Below are 21,130 nucleotides of genomic sequence, written 5' to 3'. Positions count from 1 at the left end.
GTTCAGTAATCAGTTACGAAGTGATCAGTAAGTTGCAGATTAAAAATTAACATTGCACAAAACCCCAAAATCATATTGATTTTGGGGTCTTTGTTTTTTAATACATTAATTAAGATTTGAAAACGGCTTCTACTTTCGATCGTTATCAGAACTGAAAATAACTGAATACTCAGCACTGTTTACTGAACGCTTACCCTCAGGATAACATCAAGTATACTTCCTGATTAAGTTCCAGTTCTGAATCATGCTCAAAGAAAATCGCTCTTCTTTCAAAAGCTGCTTTGACTAAATAATGGCTTCCTTTAAAATAACATTGTTTCACAACTGCTTTCATAATGGCGTTGTCCACCACTTTCAATTGATGCGGATACAATAAAAGTAAGGCATCATCATCGTCTTCAAGTGCTATTAATTGAGACAATTTCAACTCATTCACTTCCCCAAAAAGAGAAGCAATATATTTATTCGCCGGGTTTTCATACAAGGATTTGGAATCCCCTTGTGCCACTACTTTTCCGTTTTGAACCACAATTGTTTCATCAGAAAAAGACAACGCATCGGTGCTGTCATGTGTAGCAATAATACAGGTTACGCCTTTGTCTTTCAAGTATCGAAATAAATTGCGTCGCAATGAATTCTTTCGGAAAGAGTCAATTTGACTAAACGGTTCATCGAGCAAAATAATTTCGGGTTCCAAAGCCAAAACTCTTGCCAAAGCTACTCGCTGCTGCTGTCCGCCACTTAAGAACTTCGCTTTTACTTTTGCGAAAGCAGTCATTTCGACCATTTCCAACAGTTCTTGAACGCGGGCTTTCTTTTGTTCAGGATACATATTCGACAAAAACTTACCCACGTTTTCTTCAACTGTGATGTACGGCATCAGATCGAAATCCTGTGCCAAGTACTTAATATAGTCTATTCCCGGAACCAGATTGTATTTGGGTCCAAAAATAGGTTTTTCATTATAGGTTATTGCTCCACTATCTAAATCATATAATCCGTAAATCAGTTTTAGCAGGGTGCTTTTACCGCAACCACTTTCACCAATAATAGCGGTATTTTGTCCTTTGGCAATGGTGAAACTTACATTTTCAATAACAGGGGTTTCAGTGTAAGAAAAGGAAATATCTTTTATCTCTAGCATCATCTTTTTTTAAAGCTGCAAATTTACAATGTTTAATTCAAATTTAGACACAAAAAAAGGCTGCTTCGTGACGAAACAGCCTTAGTTTTTATGATTTTTTTTGCTTAGTTTTTCACTTCAGCTTCGGCATCTTTTATCATTTTCTCATTTGCAGTAATAGCAAATTCAACACGACGGTTTTGGCTTCTGCCATCAATAGTTTCATTAGAAGCAATTGGATCAGCAATTCCTAAACCAGTAACTTGAAATCTACTTGAAGAAACGCCTCTGCTAGTCAAATAATTTCTAACTGCTGCTGCTCTTTCTCCTGAAAGTTTCAAATTATATTTAGCGGTACCAGTATTATCTGTATACCCGTAGATTGTGATATTTGTGTCTGGATATTCTGCAAATACAGGAACTAATTTATCTAAGTTTGATTGCGCTTGGGCAGTTAAAGAAGATTTGTTAGTATCAAAACGAACTGCATTTTCATTCAAAACTAATTTAATTCCTTCTCCAATACGAACTACTTCAGCTCCTGGAAGAACAGCATCGATTTCTCTTGCTTGTTTGTCCATTTTGTTACCAATAGCTCCACCGGCAACACCACCAATAACACCACCTAAAACGGCTCCCATTGCACCTTTACCACCTTTACCAAGATTGTTCCCAAGAACACCTCCAAGTACAGCTCCCGCTGCAGCGCCTATTCCTGCACCTCTTTGTGTTTTATTGGTGTTTTTTATTGCTTCGCAACTTGTAAACATTGATCCTAAAACCATTATTGTTGCAATTGCAACTATTGAAATCTTTTTCATATCTGTATTTTTATTAATTAATTTTATTAAACTGGTACACAACATCGGTCATATTTCCTGCAACATCAATTCTATCAACCAATTGAAAAGAAGTAGCCGTTTGATTGTCTAACCTAAGTACATAACCATCTCTGACTTTTTTTGCTTTTTCACCTGCATTAAGCACTTTTAACACAAATTGTTTGTCATTGTTTACAAACCAGGTAATTGACGAACTAAAAGAAGGACAACCTGCTTTTGCAATAGCCATTGTTCCTTTATTATTATTGGAAACAAATTTCCATTTACTTCCTACAAAACATTCTGAATCTGCAAGTTGAAAAGAATTCACTTTTACATATTGCGAACCTGGATAGGTTACAGAGCTGATTTCCCAGTTTCCTTTCATGTTAACCTGAGCTTTTCTGTCTGTATTTGTGCTCGTCGCTGATATAGACTTACATGCAAACATTACAACTGCTAATGTGCATAATAAAATTATTTTTTTCATCTTTTTAAAATTTGTATATTGTTATTTTAACAAAGGTACTAATTAAGAAAGTCAAATTTGTTTCAGAATTTTATTATTTTGTATCATAATTAACAGTTACGACAATTTGTCACCTCGTCCGCAATTGGTATTCTATTTGAAAGAATTCTATCCATTAAAATTAACTAAAAAATTCAAAATATGGCAACAGGTAAAATTAATGTGTCAGTAGAAAACATCTTTCCTTTAATCAAGAAATTCTTATATAGCGACCACGAAATTTTCTTGCGTGAATTGATTTCGAACGGAACAGATGCAACACTTAAATTAAAGCATTTAACCAGCATTGGCGAAGCCAAAGTAGAATACGGAAACCCAATTATCGAAGTAAAAATTGATAAGGAAGGCAAAAAACTACACATTATCGATCAAGGACTGGGAATGACTGCTGATGAAGTGGAAAAATACATCAACCAAGTAGCATTTTCTGGAGCGGAAGAATTTTTGGACAAATACAAAGATTCGGCTAAAGATTCCGGAATTATTGGGCATTTTGGTCTTGGTTTCTATTCTGCTTTTATGGTTGCCGAAAAAGTGGAAATCATCACTAAATCATTCAAAGATGAACCAGCGGCACACTGGACTTGTGATGGAAGCCCAGAATTCACATTAGAACCAGCGGACAAAACTTCTCGTGGTACAGAAATCATTTTGCATATCGCCGAAGATTCTTTGGAATTCTTGGAAGAATACAAAATCAAAGAACTGTTGAACAAGTACAACAAGTTCATGCCGATTCCAATTAAATTTGGAACCAAAACTGAAAAAATAGAGCAAAAAAAGGGTGAAGAAGTTGCTGAAGAAGATAAAGACAAAACTTTCACAGAAGTTGAAGTAGACAACATCATCAACAACCCAAATCCGGCTTGGACTAAACAACCAACGGAATTATCTGCAGAAGACTACAAGAATTTTTACCATGAATTGTACCCAATGCAGTTTGAAGAACCGTTATTCCACATTCATTTAAATGTAGATTATCCGTTCAACTTAACCGGTATTTTGTATTTCCCAAAATTAGGTTCTGATTTACAAATTCAGAAAGACAAAATCCAATTGTACCAAAATCAAGTGTATGTAACGGATAATGTAGAAGGAATTGTTCCTGAGTTTTTGATGATGCTGAAAGGTGTTGTGGATTCACCGGACATTCCATTGAACGTGTCTCGTTCTGGATTACAAGCCGATGCTGCGGTTAAGAAAATCTCCAATTACATCACGCGTAAAGTTGCGGATAAATTAAAATCGTTGTTCACTGAAAACCGTGAGGATTTTGAACAAAAATGGAACGACATCAAAATCGTTTTAGAGTACGGAATGCTTTCTGAAGATAAATTCTACGAAAAAGCAGGTGCATTTGTTTTATATCCAACAGTTGACGGTAAATATTACACACTTGAAGAATTAAAAGAAAATCTAGCCGCAAATCAAACCGACAAAGACGGAAAATTAGTGGTTTTATACGCTGGAAACAAAGAGGCGCAACACTCGTATATCGAAATAGCAAAAGACAAAGGATATGAAGTTTTATTGCTGGATTCTCCAATTATCTCGCATTTAATTCAAAAAATTGAAGGCGATAACAGCAACATGACTTTTGTACGTGTGGATTCTGATCATATTGATAATTTAATCAAGAAAGAGGAAACTACCATTTCTAAATTATCTGAGGAAGAGCAAACCAACTTAAAAACTGTTTTAGAAGCTATTGTTCCTAAACAAACCTATTCAGTTCAACTGGAAGCTTTAGATAGCAATGCTTCGCCATTTATCATCACGCAACCGGAATTTATGCGTAGAATGAAAGAAATGAGTCAGTCAGGCGGCGGCGGAATGTTTGGAATGGGAAATATGCCGGAAATGTACAATTTGGTAGTAAATACTAACTCTGAATTGGCAACAAGCATCCTGAACAACAAAGACAAAGACGCTCAGGAGAGTTTGGTAAAACAAGCACTTGACTTAGCGAAGTTATCACAAAACCTATTAAAAGGAGAAGCATTAACGGCTTTCGTGAAAAGAAGTTTTGAAATGATTAAATAAGATTTTTAGATCGTTAGATTATTAGATTAAACCTGCAAGCGAAAACTTGCAGGTTTTTTTTTGGAGCAGAACGATTATTTTCCAGAACAACTTCCCTCCCGCTATCCGCTGCAATCTTTGCTTTTTGCTCCCGCCACAGCAAAGGATTTTCACTTCTATCGGGGCTATTTACAGCATTTTACGGTTGCAATTTCATTTTACAAAAGGAGTAAATAATTAATAATTTGTAAAGGATTATTTATATATTTGTTTTGATAGTGAAATCCGGCAAAGGCGTTAGCAAATCCAAGTTACAAAACATTTTGAATCAAATAATTAACTGTTTTACTATCTAAAAATGGTGATTAAGCATTTATGAATTGTATAAAACAAATAAAAATTGAATATATGAAAAAAATAAAACCAATAGCAATGAAAAAAATAATATTAACTCTGATTTTAGCATTCACTTTCACAATTACTAAAGCGACTGAAAATAAAATTATTGCAGAAGTAGTTTTTGAAAATTTGACAGGTAAAGAATTAAAGGTTGGCGAATTTTTCATAACCGAAACTAATGAGAGAATTAAAATTAATGACACTAAAAGTTTCCAAATAACACTACCTAGTAAAGGCAAATATCAGTTCAGATTCTCAACAGAGGATTTTACAGCCTACACCTATTATCCATCGAGAATTACAAACAAAAAAAACACAATCACAATTCGATTAGTAGAAAAAAAGGTATTGACTTTGAACAGTGGAGTTTTCTCGTTTCCGATGAATTTAGACACAAATCTAACAGATGAACAAATTGAGAAAAGAATATCGACAGGAAACTTAAATTTCATTAGTCACGGAATTGACAACTCAATACCTAAAGAATTTTCTGATTTCAAAGAAAAATATGGAATTGGTCTTATAAAAGAAAATTGTGCAATTGACCCTTTATCTTTTAAAAGAGCTACCGAAAACAATATTATGATTGCAGATTATTTAAATAAAAAATACGGAGAGGCTTGGCTGAAAGAATTACCGACAAAACCTTTTGGAATAAAATAAAAAAGCGTTTTACAACGCCAATTACGAGCTATGTCTTAGTCGGAAATACAACGCTTTTGCGCCGATCTACAACAATCGCGCTGATATGCCACAATTGTTCGCGCAGTTTTGCAAACTGTGGCCGCAGCAGTGAGCAAAAAATAATGAGCAAACAACCCGATCGCGCCGATATACCGCAGTCGTTTGCTTCCCACAATCGTTAGCGCAGTTTTGCAAACTGTACCCACAATGGTGAACAAACAGCAAACATAATACAAAAAACGAATCCCGATTGCGCCAATATACCGCAGTCGTTTGCTTCCCACAATCTTTAGCGCAGTTTTGCAAACTGTGCCCGCAGCAGTGAGCAAAAAATAGTGAGCATACAATACAAATAACACAAAAAATGTCTACAAAGTATAAAGCCACAACAACCGAAGATGCTTATTTTATTACTATAACTACAGTGGGTTGGGTAGATATTTTTAATCGATTAAATCAAAAACAAATTATTATACAAGTATTAAACTATTGTCAAGTTCAAAAGGGCTTAGAAATCTATGGATATTGTATAATGCACAGCCATATTCATCTGCTTTGCAAAGCAACAAACGGTTTTATATTATCCGCTGTGATGCGTGATTTTAAAAAACATACCTCTAAAAAAATCATTTAGACTATTATTGAAGAATCCGAAAGCAGAAGAGAATGGATGTTGGATTATTTTAAAAAAACTTGTCAAAATTTAAAACAAGAACAGCAGTACAAAGTTTGGCAAAACGGCTATCATGCGGAACATATTTACAGCAATAAATTTATAAAATAAAAAATGGATTACATACATAATAATCCAGTAAATGAAAAAATTGTAACGATGCCGGAAGATTATTACTTCAGTTGTGCAAGAAATTATGCTGCATTGGAAAATGAATTAGATGTGGTCTTATTAGATTTATTTTAGTTTCCAATTGCATTTGACACCGTTTGAAAAACTGCTTAACGGGCAAAAGGAAACCAAAATTTCGAATTTTCGAAAAAATAATCTTGAAACACATTTAATTGATTATTGTAATGGGCATGGATTACAGATCCGTGCTAATGAGTTTACCAATTGAAATGGGCACAGTTTGCAAAACTGCGCTAACGTCTTTCGTGAAAAGAAGTTTCGAGATAATCGAATAAGATTAGTGGTTTTTTAAATTGTTAAATTATTAGAATAAACCTGCAAGCGCAAACTCGCAGGTTTATTTGATTAAAAAAGCAAAGTAGCCTATCTCATTTAATTAACCATTATTGATTATTTACAAAAACGTGGCAAAGCAACTCACTACATATAATACAATACAATTGAAAAATAAATAGGCATTCCGATGGTTATATTAAAAGGAAATGTGACCGCCAAGGCCATGGGCAAAAAGATACCTGGATTCGCTTTTGGGACGGCAATTTTCATTGCGGCCGGAACTGCAATGTAGGAAGCGCTCGCTGCGAGAACCGCAAAAATAAACCGGTTTCCAACATCCGAGGTTATAAATTGACTTAGAAAAGCGATAACACATCCATTAATAAGTGGAAAAACTACAGCGAAAAATACGCTGAACCAGCCACTTTTAAAAAAGTCATTTAATTTCCGGCCGCTTACGATCCCCATATCCAGTAAAAACAAAGCCAAAAACCCTTTGAAAATATCTGTCGTAAAGGGCTTAATTCCCAATGCCTGCTGATCACTTGCTAAAAAACCAATCACTAAACTCCCCAGAATTAACAGCACACTCCCATTAGTAAAGGAATGCTTTACAATTGTGGTCATCTTGGTTTTTTGAACTTTTTCCTTGCTAAATAATCGGATTAAAATTACTCCTATAATAATTGCCGGAGCTTCCATCAGCGCCATTACAGCAACCATGTGGCCGCTGAAATTGTAATTTTGAATTTCTAAAAAAGAGATCGCTGTTACAAAAGTAACCGCACTCACAGATCCATAAGCAGCAGCTATGGCGCCGGAATTCTCAATGCTATACTTTTTCTTTAAGATAAAAAAAGTGTAGAGGGGAATTAATCCAGCAATCAACACACCAAAGAGTATTGACCAAAGTATATCCGTAGTAAAATGACTGTGAGCCAATTCTTGTCCGCCTTTAAAACCGATGGAAAAAAGAAGGTATAATGATATGAATTTAGAAGTGTTTTCAGGAATTTCTAAGTCACTTTTGACATAGACCGCTATAATTCCTAACACAAAAAACAATAGGGCTGGATTGGTTAAATTATCGAACAATAAACTTAAATTCATTTATTTCTTTTGTTTTAAAAAATTATTATTTTATTTCTGAGTAGCTCTTTTTAACCGGTCATTTATTGTTTTGCCCAAACCAAAATCTGGAAATCGTTCGGCTATAATACAGTCGAGATGGGAATTATCCAACCGATGCAAAGCAGCATATAATTGGGAAGCTGCTTCTGCTAGATTTCCTGAAGGAGATAAAATTTCTTGTTGTACAATTCTTGGATCGTTAATCCCATTTCGGAATACTAGAACTCCTATTTTTTGATCTTCAAAAGTTACCAGCTTCTTCTTTACATCAGCTGTCAAAAAAGTCGTAGTCAATGGAGCATAATGTTTCGAGAGCATGCCTGGCGCCGCTGGGGCAATATTATCATGGGTAATCATTTTTACGGACCCTGCAACTGCTTCAATATCCTCTACGGACAAAGAGCCTAGTCGGTATAAAATAGGTTCCCCATTTTCAAATCCTATGATTGTTGATTCTATTCCTCTTTGACAGGCTCCCCCATCCAAAACCATTGGCAACTCCTTTTCAAAATAGTCGGCGACATGTGTTGCCGTAGTAGGACTTATAGCGCCAAAGGGATTAGCACTCGGTGCCGCTAAAGGATAGGCTAACTCATTAAGCAGGGCTAAGGTTTCTGGGTGATTTGGAACTCTTACCGCTACGGTATCTTTACCAGCGGTAACCAAATCAGGAATGGCAATTTGCTTATTTAAAACCAAAGTTAAAGGTCCCGGCCAGAAAGCTTCCGCTAACAAGGCAGCTTTTTCAGGAATGTCTCTCGCTATTTCAGAAAGAGCAGTTGCGGATTTTATATGAACAATTAACGGATTAAAAAATGGCCGTTTTTTCATCGCATATATACGTTCTATTGCCTTAGAACTGTAAATGTTACCTGCTAAACCATAAACCGTTTCGGTAGGAATTCCTATGATTTGCTCCTGATTTAAAAGCGCGACAGCTTTTTCAATCGAACTACTGATTATACTCATATTTTAAGGGTTACAGAAATCGCAGAATCCTGGTTCTTCTGTTGTTTTTTGATGGGGATACATTTTTTCGGAACTAAAAGAACACTTTTTACAACTGTAAATAAAACTCAATGTAGAACGAGTGGGCGCTGAACACCAGGAACAAGGCAAGCCCTGTTTACTATCTGTAACACTAAAACCGGGAGTTTTACAACTGGGACATTCAGCTTTTATGGTTTCCAATAATTTTTGTGCCGCTACTTTTATCACATCCATACGAGTGGGATTGTAAAGCGCACGCATATCAGTTTCAGCATAAACACTTCCATATTGGTTCATAAGCTGCTGAAAAGTATCTTCCAATTCACTCTTTGTGGTAATCCCCTTTTCTATTGTTGTGAGATCATCCGGCTTGCTTCGCAAAATTATGGCGTGGGCAGGAAATTGAATCTTGTCTGCAAAATCTTGGAGTGCTGCTTTATTAGGGATGTTTTCTCCATAAAAATTAGTATTCAGGCTGAGCTCTCTGGCAATAATTTCCAAATCGTTTTTTTTATCGATGAAAATTAAAAACTCATCATCGGCCTGCGCAAAAAAAATAGATGGATGTGAACCAAAAGAGCCTTCGCTGGCAATCGCCAGATCGCAGTCAAATTCCTCCATTGCCGCCAAACATTTTGCTCTGACGGTTGCAACAGCCGTGTTTTTTCGCTCCACTTCACCTGAAAATGTGCCAAAAATATCCGAATCATAATTGTCGGGAACAAAACAGTGAACACCTAATCCTTTTTCAAATATTGGAGCAATCACTTGCTCTTTATGATGTTTAGTGGCAATCAGCAATTTCCTGTTTTTAAACATTCACTTCTGTTTTGCTTTTAGGCAAAAGTACAATTTGAATCACACCCTCAATTTTCAGTTCTATATTTTTTGATGATGCTTCGCTGATCAAATCTTTGATATAAGCTGAAGCCTCCGATAGAGTTTCAATCCTTATTTTTGAATGCGAACTGTCTTCATCAAATCGAATTTGATTGCTGAACTTTTCTAAATTATGATAATTAATCTTATTGTTGATTAACGAAAACAGTACTTTACCTGCTTCTGCTGGTGCGAATTGACCTTCAACCAGCTTAAATTGATATTCTTTTTCCATGGCTATTTTATAATAATTTTTGATTTTTTTGGTAATTTATAGGTCGTAAAAAATATTCCGATTCCTAAAAACAAGGTAAAAAAGATGTTTTTAGGTTCAAGGAGAGTCAGGAGGATTCCACAGATAAGCCATATCGCTCCAAGTGACAAACTAAAAATTTTGTTTTTCATAATATTATTTTTCTCAAAGGTAAAATGGGCTATCCATAAATTTTTATTTATATTTGTAATGTTAAGCATTAAAATTATTTATGAACTACACGCTCCACCAACTGCAGGTATTTTTAAAAATCACCCAGAATAAAAGTATCACCAAGGCGGCAATAGAACTGCATCTGACCCAGCCCGCAGTATCTATACAGTTACGAAATTTTCAAGACCAATTTGATGTTCCTCTTACAGAGGTAATCGGACGGAAATTATACGTAACCGATTTTGGAAAAGAAATTGCCACAGCAGCAGAAAAAATATTAAACGAAGTACATGCCATTAATTATAAAACAATGGCATTTAAAGGACAATTGACCGGACGATTAAAGATCTCCGTAGTATCAACGGGCAAATATGTAATACCCTATTTTCTATCTGATTTTCTAAAACAAAATCAAGGGGTCGAATTACTTCTTGATGTGACGAATAAAAATAAAGTACTGAAAAATTTGGAAAAAAATGAAGTCGATTTTTCCTTAGTTTCTGTTCTCCCGGAAACTTTACAAATTGAAAAAATAGAATTGATGCCAAATACTCTTTACCTTATAGCCAATATTGACCAACAAATTGGGAAAGAAATTCAGGATAAAAAAATTATAGAAAATTTACCTATAATCTACCGTGAACAAGGGTCTGGGACCAGATATATAATGGAAAAATTTATAGAGCATAACCAGCTAACTGTTCCAAAAAAAATGGTGCTCACCTCAAACGAAGCGATAAAGCAAGCAGTATTGGCAGGACTGGGATGTTCGATAATGCCGATAATTGGTATAAAAAATGAACTTAACAATCGTGATTTACAAATAATCCCTGTAAAAGGATTACCAATTCAATCCAACTGGAATTTAATATGGCTAAAAGGTAAGAAATTTTCACCGGTCGCTGCTGCGTATTTAAAATTCATAGAAGAAGAAAAAACAAGAATTATTGAGCAAAAATTTGGCTGGCTTGTGTAATGAACAACTTTAATCTAGCTAAGAATAAACATAAACTTTGAACAAAATGATTGTGCAAACGAAAACTTTAGCATTAGTTCTAGTTTGCACTATTGCATTAAAGTGACAAAACTAAATTCAAATGCGTACTCTCATCAGGACCAAGCAACAGTCATCAAATCTGGCTTACCGTTGCCAACTCGCTGTTTTAGAATTTTCATTAATTCATTTCAATTTATTAAATAGTATCGGCTACAGTTTTGTAAGCCTTGAGATAATCAATCGCCTCAATTTCAGCAGTTGTAATTTCTGAATTATCCGAATAATGATTCCTTTCGTAATGATCCAATACTCCTTTTAGCTCCAGCGCTTTAATTTGCAATTTTGCTTTCTGTCGAAACCGAGACAATTCCCTCTCTATAATAATTAATTTTTCCTTTGATATTTTTAGTTTCCCTTTTTTGTATTTCGACAAATTATAAATCTCAAGCAAATCCATTTCCTCAACTTGCTGGATTAAAATTTTCAAATTGAAAGGATTTTCAACTAATGGTAAAATAACCCTGATTGATCTGATAATTCTTTTCACAACAGTTGGATCTTCTTTTCCCCACTGAAAAATTTGATCATAACAAAAGTCAATAAATTCTTCAAAATTAAATTCGTTTACCTGTATTTTTTTGGAACCCAAAGTCCTGGAATTCGTCGAAGGAAATTCTCGTATGGCTAATTCTTTTGCTATTTCCCCAATCTGGTCAATGCAATTTAAACAAGTTGTTGGGTCATTTACCGCAGGAGAGATGGCTTTTATCGCAATATCTACCAGTTTTCTGACACCAAAATTCACATCTTGCGTATGGCTTCTGAACAACTTAACTTTAAAAGTAGTGCTGACAATCGCTGCTACTTCTTTCTTCAAACGAAGTATCTGATTCATTTGGAGTTCCTCGCTAAAAACCAATACCACAAGTGTAGTGGTGTTTTTCATAATAAATTCTCCTATAATTGTTTTTTGATAAGCGTCTTCAAAAAATACGCCCACATCAGAACTACTGAGATATTCGGTTATTTTCTCCAGTTTTCTATAATTCACGCTGTCCAAATAACCTGTTTCAAAAGGACTCACGATTTTTATTTGAAATTTATCCGGGTTTATTTTGGAACGTTTGTAAAGCAGATTTTTTCCAACACTCCAATTTTCCTGATACAAATCATTGATCTCTTCAACCATTTCCGCTTTAATTCCATTTGTGATACTGGAAACATTCATGTTGATACTTAAATAGCTAATCATATTTGGATAAGACCATACCAGGCAATAAAAAGCAAACAGAGAGCCCGTCAAAAGTGTTAAAAGAAAAGAGGTTTGGTAAAAAACGGATGCTAACTGAGGCAAAATACATAACGAAATTGTACCTACAAATAATCCGATAAATCGTTGCATTCTAATATTATTGGATAAAAAATGTCTCAAAATTCGGGGAGAAAACTGAGAAGATGCCAATTGCATTACAACAAACACAACAGAGAAAGTAGTTAGTGAAATTCCAATAAGAATGGAGATTAGAATAGTAGAAACCGGAATCAGCCGATTGTAAATATCCATTTCATTGATATTGAATCTCATTCCAAAATCAACATAATAGTCAATCGTCAATAAAACAGAACCAATAATAAACGCATAAATACCACTGGTAAAGGTACCCATATGTTTGATCTGATGTTCTACCATACTCTTTACCCGCTGTCTTAATTTTTGTACCATAATTTTAATTTCTATAGGTAAATTTAGCCTAAAAATGTTCTTCACCGAACTATTTGGCCTGCTTTATTAATCATCTAAAAAATAGCATATACAGTACACTAAGCAAGACCATGTCAAAATCAATTAAAAGGAGAAGTAGTAATGGCTTTCGTATAAAGAAGTTTTGATTGAATTTTAAACAATAAAAAACCTGCAGGCGTAAACTTGCAGGTTTTTGTGTTTAGAATTGTCCGGAAATGAAACAATATCGCTATTGATTCAAGATATTTTCTTCTTCTTTTTTCTCTTTATTCAATAAGTTAGGATCTTCTTTTGCCAATTTGTTTTTGGTTGGAATTTTATAATTTACACTGAAACCAAAACGGCGCGTATCGTTTTTATTCGCTAATAACAAAGGCGTACCAACAGAACTGAACACAAATCGGTTGGAATTAAGGACATCATCTGCACTTATGGAAACCGACAGCTGGTCTTTGAAAAACTTTTTAGAAAACGTTAAATCAAGCGTGTTATTAAAAGGCTTCTCCGCAATGAAATAAAAATAATTCCCGTTAGACATGATGTAATTAAAGTTAGCCACAAACTTGATGTCTTTTGGCAACACAATTTGAGACATCAAATTAAACATCCAGAAACCATTAGTATTAATTTCGGGAATTTGATGAAACTGATACGCGGTATACACATATAAAAAATTCATTTTATCCGGATTAATATTCATTTTCATGGTTTCCTTAAGTCCTTCCGTAAACAACATATACGGAATTGGCAATCCCACGTTAAAGTTGTGAATTTTAATTTGAGGCACGTTTATATTGGTATTTACCACGACATCATCCGTAAGTAACACTCTGTTGATAACCTGATTTTGAGCAGAACTTACATTGTAGCCAATAAAAGCATAATCAAAAGCACTCAATTTTGCTTCGTAATTATCAAAAATGGTAGGTTGCAAATTCGGGTTTCCGGAATACTCTATATTTGGATTCTGATAATTGGTGTTGTTTGGATTTAAAGCAGATGTGCTTGGCAAACTTATTTTCTTGTTATAATTGACATTAAAATAAACAGAATTACTGAAATTATATTGGGCACTTGCATTTGGAAAAAAACGAAATTGTTTAAACGGAATTAGATCAGCGGTGTTGGTTTTTCCGGCGATATTATAATCCTCGGCTCTACCGCCCACAATAAAATTGAACTTATCAAATTTAGTTTGCAACTCCCCGTAAGCTGCCGCCGTTTTTCGCTGATAATCCAAATTGACAATTTCCATGTTTTGGGTTTCAAAAAGAAGCGCTTCATACAAGCCACCAAAGCTTATTTTCCCTTCATCAGAAAATGCAATAGGTTGCGAATAATCAAATTTAGCATTATACAATTCCTGCGTCGAAGCATTATCTAATATTGCAACATTATTCGTTCTGGAATTCAGTGTGAAATCATTTTGATTGCTGTTATAATTGAATCTAAAATCTAATTTTTTAGATTTATCCTCAAACTTTTTTTGGAAAGTAACTACGAAATCCTGACGTAATGCATCTGTAAAAGAATCATCATTGGTACTAAAACCGGGTCCATTTCCTAATGTATTACTATTATTGTTGCTGTAGTTTACATCATAATTAAATAACAATCGGTCGTTGCCAATATCAAACGTCAGTGCGGATTTTGCAAAATTAGTACGTCCGAAGCGATCCGCCTCAGTAGTAGAAAGCATCGAAGTCGTATTATTTTCATTTTTAGTCAATGAAGTCCACACGGCGGATTCTCTGTAATTTTGTCCAACGTTCAATTGCCATCCAAAATATTTATTCTTGGCGCTCAACAGCAAACTATTATTGATCCTCCATCGCAAATGATCGTAACTCGTAAAATTGGTGCTATTGGTATACGTAGCGCTTAAATAATTTTTAGCGTTTTTATTCGTGATGATATTCATAATTGCGCCACCGGAAGTTGCGGGAAACTCGGCCCCTGGTTGCGTAATAATTTCAATTTTTTCAATGGCGTTAGCAGGCATCCCTTCCAGAAAAGAATTCAGTTCATTGGAGGTAATATTCAGCGGTCTTCCGTCCATAAAAACATCCAGCTGTTTGCCTTGATACATCATCCCGGCAACATCTGAAGCGATAAGTCCAGGCAATTTTTTTATTCCTTCTAATACAGATCCGGAATTCAAACTGGGCTGACTGGAAAAATCAAATATGGTTCTGTCCGCTTTTTGTTCAATTGCTTTTTTAGTTTTTACAATAGCAACTTCATTCAATTCTACAGCCTTTTTGGGTTCTTCCTGAGCCGAAAGTGTGAATATTGCTCCTAAAAAAAACATACTCAATAAATAATTCTTTTTCATCGTTTCTATTTGTGTTACTCCTTTAGTAGGACTAAGGTTCTAAACGTTACTAAAAATCGAATTGATTTTCGGAAATTGTTATATTTCACAAGACTAAAAGACCAATTTCAGCAAAGAATAACGAACTTTGCAACTCTTTATAAAAATAAAATTCCAAAATTAAATCGAAAATGATTTTACAAATAGAAACTCCTGCTTTACTTTTTGGCGCAACCTCGCTGATTTTATTGGCGTATACCAATCGGTTTTTGACCATTGCCACAATCGTCAGAGGTTTAAAAAAAACGTATAAGGAAAAGCAAAACGATACGATTTTATTGGAAATCAAAAATCTTAATTTACGGCTGACACTGATCCGCAATATGCAAATGGCCGGTGTTTTAAGTCTGTTTCTATCCGTTTTCTCGATGCTGTTATTATTTTTGGAACAACAAACAGCCGGAATTTATCTTTTTGGAATGAGTTTATTGGGGCTATTGATTTCATTGGGATTGTCATTTTGGGAAATCAGTATTTCCGTAAATGCATTACGATTGCATTTGAGTGATTTAGTCGAAAAAGAAGTGAAATAATCCGTTGGTGCAATTATTTTTGTACTTGAAAAATATAAAAAAAAACGCATAGAAACATAGAAAAAAAAAATTGCTATAGCCTACTTCTTGTGTTTACAATCCTGTGATTTACTGCAATAAAATGTAACGTCTTTTTATAAATGCATAAAACTATGTTTCTATGTTTTAAAAAACTTGCATTGCGCGCAACCTATAAATTAAAACAGCATCCGCCTGAAAATGCTGCAGAATCTGCGTTAATCTACTCCATCCGAACCGTATTGATATCAGAATTAAAGTCTTACATATTAACTTCAAAATTATGGCTCATAACTAGGAACTAAAGCCTATCTTTGCCCGCTTTTTAAAATTGAAAAAAATGATAAAGAATAACGTATTAAAAGGGGTTTTCCTGGTAGGTCTTGGCGCAACAAGTTATGGAATGCTGGCTACTTTTGTAAAAATAGCCTACGGCGAAGGTTTCACTACGCCTGAAGTTACCATCGCGCAATTCGTATACGGAATTACGGGAATGCTGCTTATTAATATGTTTCAAAAAGCTAAAAAAGGAAATGACGTTATAAAAGCATCTAGGAAAAATATTACCCAGTTAATGCTGGCAGGAACGTCACTGGGAATGACGAGTATTTTTTATTATTTGGCCGTAAAATACATTCCCGTTTCGATTGCCATCGTTTTATTGATGCAAACCGTTTGGATGGGCGTTTTATTCGAAATGATTTTAGAAAAGAAAAGGCCTTCGACGCAAAAAATCATATCGGTGATCATCGTGTTATTTGGAACGGCGCTTGCCACAAATCTGATTCAAAGCAAAATAGAATTAGACTGGCGCGGTATTGTTTTAGGACTTATGGCTGCGGCTTCCTTCACCACAACGATGTTTACTGCTAACCGCATAGCAACACACGTTTCGTCAGCACAACGCAGTTTATACATGTTACTTGGCGGAGCGATAATCGTATTTGGATTTGCAATTGCAACACAAACGACTCCTTTCAATTTTGAGATTTTCATGAAATGGGGGATTATTCTGGCACTTTTTGGTACTATAATTCCACCATTATTATTCAACGCCGGTTTTCCGCTTACCGGAATCGGACTGGGAAGTATTGTCTCTGCTCTGGAACTTCCCGTATCAGTACTGATGGCATACTTTCTTTTGAGCGAAAAAGTAAGTCTAATCCAATGGATTGGAATTATTTTAATCATAATGGCAATTGTGATAATGAACGTGAATTTTAAGAAGAAAGCTTAATTTAAATTTAAAATGTTTTTAATCAACCAATTAAAGACTAAATAACAATTTGTAAAGAGTACCATAGAAATAAAATTAGCCACAGATTAAAAGATTTTCACAGATTTCTTAAATTTTAAATAAAAAATCTGTGTGAATCTGTGAAATCAGTGGCAAAAAAAAGACTTCGTCCGAATTAAGCACATTCATTTAAATTTTTATAAATTCGTGATAAATAACTTTATTATGAATTTACCTTGGCATTTATATGTGATGGCTTTTGTTTACTTTATTGCAGGATTAAACCATTTCAGAAACCCGAGATTGTACCTGAAAATCATTCCGCCTTATTTCCCGAATCCAAAATTATTAAACTACATCAGCGGTTTAGCCGAAATAATTTTGGGAATTGCATTGTGCATTCCAGTGCTTTCAAGCTACGCTGCATGGGGAGTTATTGCTTTATTAATCGCCATTTTCCCGACGCATTTATACATGTATTTTGATGAAAAAGCAAGAATGGGTTTGCCAAAATGGGTTTTACTTTTGCGAATGCCTTTACAATTGTTCCTGATTTTCTGGGCCTACCAATATACATAATCCCGTGAAATCACTTTTCGAATCCACATCCGAACCCCTATTTCTTGACTTGCCGGACTCTGATATTATCTATTATCCTCAGTTTTTTGACAAAGAGCAAGCCGATATTATTTTTGCCGAATTAATAAAAGACATCCCTTGGCAACACGATGAAATTCGGGTGTATGGAAAAATGCACCCGCAGCCCCGCTTGACGGCTTTGTTTGGAAATGAAGGAAAACCCTATTCGTATTCGAACATAACGATGCAACCGCATCCTTGGAATTTACTTTTGCAAAAGCTAAAAACGGAAATCGAAAAAGTTTCGGATACCATTTTCACAACCGTTTTACTCAATCAATATCGCGACGGAAAAGACAGCAACGGCTGGCACGCCGATAACGAAAAAGAATTAGGAACAAATCCTGTAATTGCTTCGTTGAGTTTTGGCGCCGAACGCATGTTTCAATTAAAACATAATTTAGACAAAGAACAGAAAAAAAGCATCGTTCTGGAACACGGAAGTTTACTCGTTATGAAAGGAACGACACAACATTTCTGGAAACACCAAATCCCGAAAACCGCAAAACCCATTGGCGCCAGAGTAAATCTTACTTTTCGGGTAATCAAATAAACCGCTGTAACTATTGAATTTAACAAGGAACGCATTATAATTTTCAAACAATGAGGGTAAGAGGTGATGAGATGCTGGCTTTTATCTTTTTTACAATCAGCTTTAGCTTTTTAATAAAAATAAAAATCTCGACCGCCGTTCGCTACATTCCGTATTTTTCAATATTTTTTTGATACCATTGCATCCTAATCTCCTCATCTCTTTGTCGCTGACAGTAATAAATAATAAAGGTCCGTTTAGCTGACAGTCATAAAAAATTATTAGATTTGGATTAAATACTCAAATCATGGATGCTATTATTGCTTATTTTTCTACCATTCCATCATCACACCGAAGCTTAATCCTGGTGGGCGGAATCACTTTTTTTTGGCTGATTGAAAATGCTTTTCCGCTTTTTAACTTCACCTATAAAAAATGGCAGCATGCAGGTATTAATATCTTTATGACGTTTACGACTATTGTGGTCAACTTTTGTCTGGCTTTTATTCTATTAAAAACTGCCGATTGGACTATTGCTAACAATTTTGGAATTTTACAGTGGCTTCCTGAAATGTCAATATGGCTTTACGCATTGATCGGATTACTTTTATTGGATTTAATTGGTGCTTACCTGGTACATTTAGTGGAACATAAAACCAAATTCTTGTGGCGTTTCCATTTGATTCATCATACGGATACTTGGATTGACACCACTACAGCAAACAGGCATCATCCCGGAGAAAGTGTGATTCGGTTTGCATTTACTGCTTTTGGAGTTTTAATCATAGGAAGCCCGATGTGGATGGTTTTTCTGTACCAGACATTATCTGTTGTGGCAACGCAATTCAATCATGCGAACATTTCTCTGCCTAAAAAGGTTGATACTTTTCTAAGTTATTTCATTGTGTCTCCTGATATGCACAAAGTACACCATCACTATGTTCTGCCTTACACCGATAGTAATTATGGTAACATATTTTCGATTTGGGACCGACTTTTCGGGACTTTCATGACGCTGCCCAAAGAAGAAATCATTTACGGAATCGACACACACCCGAATCCTGAGGAACACAATGAATTAAAAAATTTATTAAAAATACCCTTTCAAAAAGCCGCTTTAAAAGAAAACAGTTAAAAAGAAGAAAAAAAATGTCCATTTGAGAAAATCTAATTATTTTTTTTCTTAATATTGGTATCAAATTAGAAATGTAATTTATTAATCGTTAACAACTTATTAGAATTAATTTTCACGTGATGAAAAAGAGTAACCGTAAAGAATTGAACTGGGAGCAAACAGAAAAACTTGTTACAATGGCTTTAGAAGAAAAAAATCCTTTTGAAACCATAAAAAAAGAATTTGGTCTGGCAGAAAAAGAGATTCTTGAGATCATGAAGAAGAAAATGCCCGCAGAAAAATTTGAAATGTGGAAAAAGAAAGCGACTGCAGTTAAACCAAAGCCAAAACCCGTTAAGATTGATGATTTTGATGAAGACTTGGATGGTAAATATTACATAAAAAATAAATTAGACTAAAGAATGAAACTCCTGATATTTAGGAGTTTTTTTTTATTTTTATAAACACTACCTTTTAAAATGTAAATAATGGTTTCAGTAACATCAGGTGACGGCTCATATATTTTCGAAATTAAAGGCTGGCATAAATTATGGGCTTTCCAAAACAGAATTACCATCCCAAAAGCAAAAATCATCAGAGCCTACCAGAACAGCGATGAATTCACGATCTGGAAAGGTTTGAGGATGCCGGGTACAGAAGTTCCTGGTTTAATTGCCGCAGGAACATTTTATAAAGATGGACGGAATTTCTGGGATGTAATGAATACCGATAATGCCATAATTGTTGAACTCTACGATCATTATTACAAAAAGCTGATTATCGAAGTTGAAAATCCAACAGAAGTACTGTATCAATTAAACACTAAATAATATGAAAAAATCACTACTCTTGATGCTGACATTGTTTTCAGTATTCTGTTATTCACAAGAACCTACCGTAAATCCATCTTTTAAGAAAGAAGAAATTAGTATCAACTCATTGCTAAATGGTTCACTGTATTCGCCTTTAAAACAAAATAAAAAGACAAATTTAGTCATACTCATTGCGGGTTCAGGACCTACGGATAGAGATGGCAATCAAAAAGGCGCTACCAATAATTCCTTAAAATACCTATCCGAAGAATTGGCAAAAAATGACATTGCCGTTTTTAGCTATGATAAAAGAATCATTGCCCAGATGAAAACTGGAACTGTAAATGAGGCAGCGCTAACTTTCGATGATTTCATTACCGATGCGACATCCGTTTTGTTGTTTTTTAAAAATCAAAAAAAGTATAACAAAATAATAATTGCCGGGCACAGCGAAGGCTCGTTGATCGGAATGGTAGCAGCTAATGGCAAAGCGGATGCTTTCATTTCATTGGCCGGAGCCGGAAGAACTATTGATGCCGTTTTAGTGGAGCAAATTGCAAAACAGGCACCTTTCCTTAAAGAAGAAGTACAAAATAACCTGGACATCCTTAAAAGCGGAAAAACTTTCGAATTAAAAAATCCGATGTTAGCCTCCCTTTTTAGAGAAAGTGTCCAGCCGTATATGATTTCATGGATTAAATACAACCCGCAAATCGAAATTGCAAAATTGCAAATACCGGTGTTACTGATAAACGGTACCAAAGATTTACAAGTAACAACTCCAGAAGCGGAACTGTTAAAAAAAGCAAAGCCGGAGGCTGAACTCGTCTTAATCGAAAATATGAATCATATTTTTAAAGAAATCAACGGGGATGATACTGAAAACATGAAATCCTATTCTGATCCTGCAATACCGATTGCGACAAAATTAACAAGCACCATAACAACGTTCGTAAAATCACTTTAAGCTGTAACAATTGTACA

Annotated in this window: 20 protein-coding genes and 1 pseudogene; 12 read left to right on the top strand and 9 right to left on the bottom strand. The window is 34.9% G+C overall.

The features are described from left to right. Positions 1 to 196: 196 nt before the first annotated feature. From E0F89_RS10780 to E0F89_RS10770, 3 genes are all read right to left on the bottom strand, one after another. Positions 197 to 1,144 (bottom strand): ABC transporter ATP-binding protein, encoded by a 948-nt coding sequence (locus E0F89_RS10780; protein WP_131909837.1) that lies wholly within the window; start codon positions 1,142 to 1,144, stop codon positions 197 to 199. Between the two features lie 104 nt (positions 1,145 to 1,248). Next, positions 1,249 to 1,944: an OmpA family protein gene (locus E0F89_RS10775; RefSeq protein WP_131909782.1), complete on the bottom strand. Its 696-nt coding sequence runs from the start codon at positions 1,942 to 1,944 to the stop codon at positions 1,249 to 1,251. A 13-nt stretch (positions 1,945 to 1,957) separates the two neighbouring features. Continuing rightward, the gene (locus E0F89_RS10770) at positions 1,958 to 2,434 is read right to left on the bottom strand and encodes a lipocalin family protein (protein WP_131909781.1); all 477 of its coding nucleotides are present in this window, start codon (positions 2,432 to 2,434) and stop codon (positions 1,958 to 1,960) included. A gap of 180 nt (positions 2,435 to 2,614) precedes the next feature. Here E0F89_RS10770 and htpG point away from each other — a divergent pair, with 180 nt between their 5' ends. The 3 genes and pseudogenes from htpG (at position 2,615) to E0F89_RS10755 (ending at position 6,497) form a co-directional block, all read left to right on the top strand. Next, positions 2,615 to 4,516, top strand: coding sequence for a molecular chaperone HtpG (htpG, locus tag E0F89_RS10765; RefSeq protein WP_131909780.1), 1,902 nt, complete (start codon positions 2,615 to 2,617; stop codon positions 4,514 to 4,516). 411 nt (positions 4,517 to 4,927) lie between these two features. Then, positions 4,928 to 5,557 (top strand): FEKKY domain-containing protein, encoded by a 630-nt coding sequence (locus tag E0F89_RS10760; RefSeq protein WP_131909779.1) that lies wholly within the window; start codon positions 4,928 to 4,930, stop codon positions 5,555 to 5,557. Positions 5,558 to 5,942: 385 nt separating this feature from the next. Next, positions 5,943 to 6,497 (top strand): annotated as a pseudogene (locus tag E0F89_RS10755) (REP-associated tyrosine transposase). Positions 6,498 to 6,863: 366 nt separating this feature from the next. On the opposite strand, the gene E0F89_RS10750 reads toward E0F89_RS10755, so the two are convergent. From E0F89_RS10750 to E0F89_RS10735, 4 genes are read right to left on the bottom strand one after another with little or no spacing between them, the layout of a single operon-like run. Beyond that, entirely contained in the window at positions 6,864 to 7,829 is a 966-nt protein-coding gene (locus E0F89_RS10750; protein WP_131909778.1) for a sodium-dependent bicarbonate transport family permease, read from the bottom strand. Positions 7,830 to 7,859: 30 nt separating this feature from the next. Beyond that, positions 7,860 to 8,819 (bottom strand): L-threonylcarbamoyladenylate synthase, encoded by a 960-nt coding sequence (locus tag E0F89_RS10745; protein ID WP_131909777.1) that lies wholly within the window; start codon positions 8,817 to 8,819, stop codon positions 7,860 to 7,862. Between the two features lie 3 nt (positions 8,820 to 8,822). Beyond that, positions 8,823 to 9,659, bottom strand: coding sequence for a DUF6671 family protein (locus E0F89_RS10740; protein WP_131909776.1), 837 nt, complete (start codon positions 9,657 to 9,659; stop codon positions 8,823 to 8,825). Further along, positions 9,652 to 9,954 (bottom strand): hypothetical protein, encoded by a 303-nt coding sequence (locus E0F89_RS10735; RefSeq protein ID WP_131909775.1) that lies wholly within the window; start codon positions 9,952 to 9,954, stop codon positions 9,652 to 9,654. Before E0F89_RS10735 ends, E0F89_RS10740 begins: the two co-directional genes overlap by 8 nt. A gap of 250 nt (positions 9,955 to 10,204) precedes the next feature. On the opposite strand from E0F89_RS10735, the gene E0F89_RS10730 reads away from it, so the two are divergent. Further along, entirely contained in the window at positions 10,205 to 11,122 is a 918-nt protein-coding gene (locus E0F89_RS10730; RefSeq protein WP_131909774.1) for a LysR family transcriptional regulator, read from the top strand. A gap of 217 nt (positions 11,123 to 11,339) precedes the next feature. Here E0F89_RS10730 and E0F89_RS10725 read toward each other — a convergent pair whose 3' ends face one another. Together E0F89_RS10725 and E0F89_RS10720 are read right to left on the bottom strand one after the other, a co-directional pair. Further along, positions 11,340 to 12,866 (bottom strand): DUF2254 family protein, encoded by a 1,527-nt coding sequence (locus tag E0F89_RS10725; RefSeq protein ID WP_131909773.1) that lies wholly within the window; start codon positions 12,864 to 12,866, stop codon positions 11,340 to 11,342. A 250-nt stretch (positions 12,867 to 13,116) separates the two neighbouring features. Further along, positions 13,117 to 15,222: a TonB-dependent receptor domain-containing protein gene (locus tag E0F89_RS10720; RefSeq protein ID WP_131909772.1), complete on the bottom strand. Its 2,106-nt coding sequence runs from the start codon at positions 15,220 to 15,222 to the stop codon at positions 13,117 to 13,119. A 170-nt stretch (positions 15,223 to 15,392) separates the two neighbouring features. Between E0F89_RS10720 and E0F89_RS10715 the strand changes: the two genes are divergently transcribed. From E0F89_RS10715 to E0F89_RS10680, 8 genes are all read left to right on the top strand, one after another. Next, entirely contained in the window at positions 15,393 to 15,794 is a 402-nt protein-coding gene (locus E0F89_RS10715) for a DUF2721 domain-containing protein (RefSeq protein WP_131909771.1), read from the top strand. A 358-nt stretch (positions 15,795 to 16,152) separates the two neighbouring features. Beyond that, a complete protein-coding gene (locus E0F89_RS10710; RefSeq protein WP_131909770.1) occupies positions 16,153 to 17,049 on the top strand; it encodes a DMT family transporter in 897 nt (298 codons plus the stop codon). Between the two features lie 225 nt (positions 17,050 to 17,274). Then, positions 17,275 to 17,628, top strand: a complete 354-nt coding sequence (locus E0F89_RS10705; RefSeq protein WP_131909769.1) for a DoxX family protein — start codon at positions 17,275 to 17,277, stop codon at positions 17,626 to 17,628. A 4-nt stretch (positions 17,629 to 17,632) separates the two neighbouring features. After that, entirely contained in the window at positions 17,633 to 18,241 is a 609-nt protein-coding gene (locus tag E0F89_RS10700) for an alpha-ketoglutarate-dependent dioxygenase AlkB family protein (protein ID WP_131909768.1), read from the top strand. A 286-nt stretch (positions 18,242 to 18,527) separates the two neighbouring features. Next, complete coding sequence (locus tag E0F89_RS10695) at positions 18,528 to 19,355, top strand: sterol desaturase family protein (protein ID WP_131909767.1); 828 nt, start codon at positions 18,528 to 18,530, stop codon at positions 19,353 to 19,355. Between the two features lie 119 nt (positions 19,356 to 19,474). Then, positions 19,475 to 19,753, top strand: coding sequence for a DUF2805 domain-containing protein (locus E0F89_RS10690; protein ID WP_131909766.1), 279 nt, complete (start codon positions 19,475 to 19,477; stop codon positions 19,751 to 19,753). Between the two features lie 69 nt (positions 19,754 to 19,822). After that, the gene (locus E0F89_RS10685; protein ID WP_131909765.1) at positions 19,823 to 20,164 is read left to right on the top strand and encodes a hypothetical protein; all 342 of its coding nucleotides are present in this window, start codon (positions 19,823 to 19,825) and stop codon (positions 20,162 to 20,164) included. 1 nt (position 20,165) lies between these two features. Then, positions 20,166 to 21,113 carry an alpha/beta hydrolase gene (locus tag E0F89_RS10680; protein ID WP_131909764.1) on the top strand — a complete coding sequence of 316 codons (948 nt, stop codon included), beginning with the start codon at positions 20,166 to 20,168 and terminating at the stop codon, positions 21,111 to 21,113. Positions 21,114 to 21,130: the final 17 nt, after the last annotated feature.

Origin of the sequence: Flavobacterium caseinilyticum (assembly GCF_004349085.1) — a bacterium.
GTDB classification, from domain to species: domain Bacteria; phylum Bacteroidota; class Bacteroidia; order Flavobacteriales; family Flavobacteriaceae; genus Flavobacterium; species Flavobacterium caseinilyticum.
The sequence above is the reverse complement of the archived record's forward strand: the minus strand, read 5'-3'. Positions and strand labels throughout refer to the sequence as shown.

Bases quoted from the DNA above. Each gene is read 5' to 3' on its own strand.
- E0F89_RS10725 (WP_131909773.1), bottom strand. From the start codon at position 12,866: ATGGTACAAAAATTAAGACAGCGGGTAAAGAGTATGGTAGAACATCAG.
- E0F89_RS10695 (WP_131909767.1), top strand. From the start codon at position 18,528: ATGGATGCTATTATTGCTTATTTTTCTACCATTCCATCATCACACCGA.
- E0F89_RS10740 (WP_131909776.1), bottom strand. From the start codon at position 9,659: ATGTTTAAAAACAGGAAATTGCTGATTGCCACTAAACATCATAAAGAG.
- E0F89_RS10720 (WP_131909772.1), bottom strand. From the start codon at position 15,222: ATGAAAAAGAATTATTTATTGAGTATGTTTTTTTTAGGAGCAATATTC.
- E0F89_RS10750 (WP_131909778.1), bottom strand. From the start codon at position 7,829: ATGAATTTAAGTTTATTGTTCGATAATTTAACCAATCCAGCCCTATTG.
- E0F89_RS10680 (WP_131909764.1), top strand. From the start codon at position 20,166: ATGAAAAAATCACTACTCTTGATGCTGACATTGTTTTCAGTATTCTGT.
- E0F89_RS10715 (WP_131909771.1), top strand. From the start codon at position 15,393: ATGATTTTACAAATAGAAACTCCTGCTTTACTTTTTGGCGCAACCTCG.
- E0F89_RS10760 (WP_131909779.1), top strand. From the start codon at position 4,928: ATGAAAAAAATAATATTAACTCTGATTTTAGCATTCACTTTCACAATT.
- E0F89_RS10690 (WP_131909766.1), top strand. From the start codon at position 19,475: ATGAAAAAGAGTAACCGTAAAGAATTGAACTGGGAGCAAACAGAAAAA.
- E0F89_RS10685 (WP_131909765.1), top strand. From the start codon at position 19,823: ATGGTTTCAGTAACATCAGGTGACGGCTCATATATTTTCGAAATTAAA.
- E0F89_RS10745 (WP_131909777.1), bottom strand. From the start codon at position 8,819: ATGAGTATAATCAGTAGTTCGATTGAAAAAGCTGTCGCGCTTTTAAAT.
- E0F89_RS10775 (WP_131909782.1), bottom strand. From the start codon at position 1,944: ATGAAAAAGATTTCAATAGTTGCAATTGCAACAATAATGGTTTTAGGA.
- E0F89_RS10780 (WP_131909837.1), bottom strand. From the start codon at position 1,144: ATGCTAGAGATAAAAGATATTTCCTTTTCTTACACTGAAACCCCTGTT.
- E0F89_RS10710 (WP_131909770.1), top strand. From the start codon at position 16,153: ATGATAAAGAATAACGTATTAAAAGGGGTTTTCCTGGTAGGTCTTGGC.
- E0F89_RS10735 (WP_131909775.1), bottom strand. From the start codon at position 9,954: ATGGAAAAAGAATATCAATTTAAGCTGGTTGAAGGTCAATTCGCACCA.
- E0F89_RS10730 (WP_131909774.1), top strand. From the start codon at position 10,205: ATGAACTACACGCTCCACCAACTGCAGGTATTTTTAAAAATCACCCAG.
- E0F89_RS10705 (WP_131909769.1), top strand. From the start codon at position 17,275: ATGAATTTACCTTGGCATTTATATGTGATGGCTTTTGTTTACTTTATT.
- htpG (WP_131909780.1), top strand. From the start codon at position 2,615: ATGGCAACAGGTAAAATTAATGTGTCAGTAGAAAACATCTTTCCTTTA.
- E0F89_RS10770 (WP_131909781.1), bottom strand. From the start codon at position 2,434: ATGAAAAAAATAATTTTATTATGCACATTAGCAGTTGTAATGTTTGCA.